The organism is Streptacidiphilus sp. BW17, from assembly GCF_041262485.1.
Classification (GTDB): domain Bacteria; phylum Actinomycetota; class Actinomycetes; order Streptomycetales; family Streptomycetaceae; genus Streptacidiphilus.
Genome location: NZ_JBGCCR010000080.1, coordinates 1 through 2,117, shown reverse-complemented (window position 1 = coordinate 2,117; position 2,117 = coordinate 1). Strand labels below are relative to the sequence as shown.

Genomic DNA, 2,117 nt, shown 5'->3' with positions numbered 1-2,117 from the left:
GCGGCCCCTCCCGGCCCCGCGCTCACCCCCGCACCTCCGTGGGTTTTTCGGTTGCAGGTCCTGTGGGGGCGGGCCGGGCGGCGCCGATCGGCCCCGCGCGGCCGGACCGGTGATGCGTACTACGGGGTACTGCGGGTACTGCGGATACTGCTGCCTGACGTCGACTCAGCCGAGGTTGGTCAGAGCGGTGTTGAGCTCCAGCACGTTCACGCGGGGCTCGCCCAGGAAGCCGAGGTCACGGCCCTGCGTGTACTTCGTGACCAGCGCCTGAACGGTAGCCACCGACAGACCGCGGGCCTTGGCGACCCGGTTGACCTGGATGGCCGCGTAGGCGGGGCTGATGTCCGGGTCCAGGCCGGAGCCGGACGAGGTGATCGCGTCCGGCGGAACCGCGCTCTGCGACACTCCGTTGAACGCGGCCAGGGCCGCCTTCAGCTGGGTGTAGGTCGCGGCCAGACCGGCGTCGTTGGTGCCCTTGTTGGTGGCGCCGGACGCGGTCGGGTCGTAGCCGAGCGCTCCGGCCGCCGACGGACGGGACTGGAAGTACTTCGAGTCCGGCGTCTGGGACTTGCCGTCCTTGGAGAGGACGGTGAAGTTCTGGCCGATCAGCGAGGAGCCGACGACCTGTCCCTGCGCGTTCTTGACCAGCGAGCCGTTGGCCTGGTCGCTGAAGGCCGCCTGGGAGATCCCGGTGATCGCCAGCGGGTAGGCAAGGCCGCAGAGCACCGTGAACAGGAGCAGGATCCGCAGACCCGTCAGGTGGTTCCGCACCGAGGTGGGGAGGGGCTTAGCCATGACGATTCATCACTTCTCTTCTTCTCCGTACGGAGTGCTCAGTGCAGGCCGGGGATGTACATGACGACGAGGTCGATCAGCTTGATGCCGACGAACGGCAGGATCAGACCGCCGATGCCGTAGATCCCCAGGTTGCGGCGGAGCAGCGACTGCGAGGTCGAGGGCCGGTAGCGGACGCCACGCAGGGCCAGCGGGATCAGGCCGATGATGATCAGCGCGTTGAAGATGATCGCCGAGGCGATCGCCGACGTCGGGCTGTGCAGCTGCATGATGTTCAGCTTGCCGAGGCCGGGGTACACGCTGGCGAACATGGCCGGGATGATCGCGAAGTACTTCGCGACGTCGTTGGCGATGGAGAAGGTGGTCAGCGCACCGCGGGTGATCAGGAGCTGCTTGCCGATCTCGACGATCTCGATCAGCTTGGTCGGGTTGGAGTCCAGGTCCACCATGTTCCCGGCCTCCTTGGCGGCCGAGGTACCGGTGTTCATAGCCACGCCGACGTCCGCCTGCGCGAGCGCGGGAGCGTCGTTGGTGCCGTCACCGGTCATGGCGACCAGACGGCCGCCCTCCTGCTCCTTCTTGATCAGGGCCATCTTGTCCTCGGGAGTCGCCTCCGCGAGGAAGTCGTCCACGCCCGCCTCCTCGGCGATCGCGGCGGCCGTCAGCGGGTTGTCACCCGTGATCATGACCGTCTTGATGCCCATGGTGCGCATCTCCGCGAAGCGCTCCTTGATGCCGGGCTTGACGACGTCCTTGAGGTAGATGACGCCCAGCACGCGGGCCGGGGCATCGCCCTTCTTCTCCGCGACCACCAGCGGCGTACCACCGAGGTTGGAGATCCGCTCGACCGCCACGTCCAGCTCGTTGGACGTCTGCCCGCCGTTCTCCTGGACCCAGGTCGCGACGGCGGCAGCGGCACCCTTGCGGATGGCGTGGAGGCCGGTCGTCTCGTCCAGGTCCACACCCGACATGCGGGTCTGGGCGGTGAACTCGATCCACTCGGCGTGGGCCAACTCGCCCTGCGCACGCTCGCGCAGACCGTACTTCTCCTTGGCCAGCACCACGATGGAACGGCCCTCGGGCGTCTCGTCCGCGAGGGACGAGAGCTGCGCGGCACTCGCGACCTCGTTCGCGTCGGCACCCCCGACGGTCACGAACTCGGCGGCCTGGCGGTTGCCGAAGGTGATGGTGCCGGTCTTGTCCAGCAGCAGCGTGGAGACGTCGCCCGCGGCCTCGACGGCGCGACCGGACATCGCCAGCACGTTGCGCTGCACCAGCCGGTCCATACCGGCGATGCCGATCGCGGAGAGCAGCGCACCGAT

Annotated in this window: 2 protein-coding genes; both read right to left on the bottom strand. The window is 68.2% G+C overall.

Annotated elements, in window-relative coordinates; translation table 11 throughout:
- Positions 1 to 165: 165 nt before the first annotated feature.
- Positions 166 to 795 (bottom strand): potassium-transporting ATPase subunit KdpC, encoded by a 630-nt coding sequence (kdpC, locus tag ABH940_RS36910; RefSeq protein WP_370069648.1) that lies wholly within the window; start codon positions 793 to 795, stop codon positions 166 to 168.
- A gap of 38 nt (positions 796 to 833) precedes the next feature.
- The coding region (kdpB, locus tag ABH940_RS36905) for a potassium-transporting ATPase subunit KdpB (RefSeq protein ID WP_370107286.1) at positions 834 to 2,117 on the bottom strand (1,284 nt) is incomplete at its 5' end.

What these genes read in the sequence shown, in the direction of transcription:
- kdpC (WP_370069648.1), bottom strand. Translation starts at nt 795, where the DNA reads ATGGCTAAGCCCCTCCCCACCTCGGTGCGGAACCACCTGACGGGTCTG.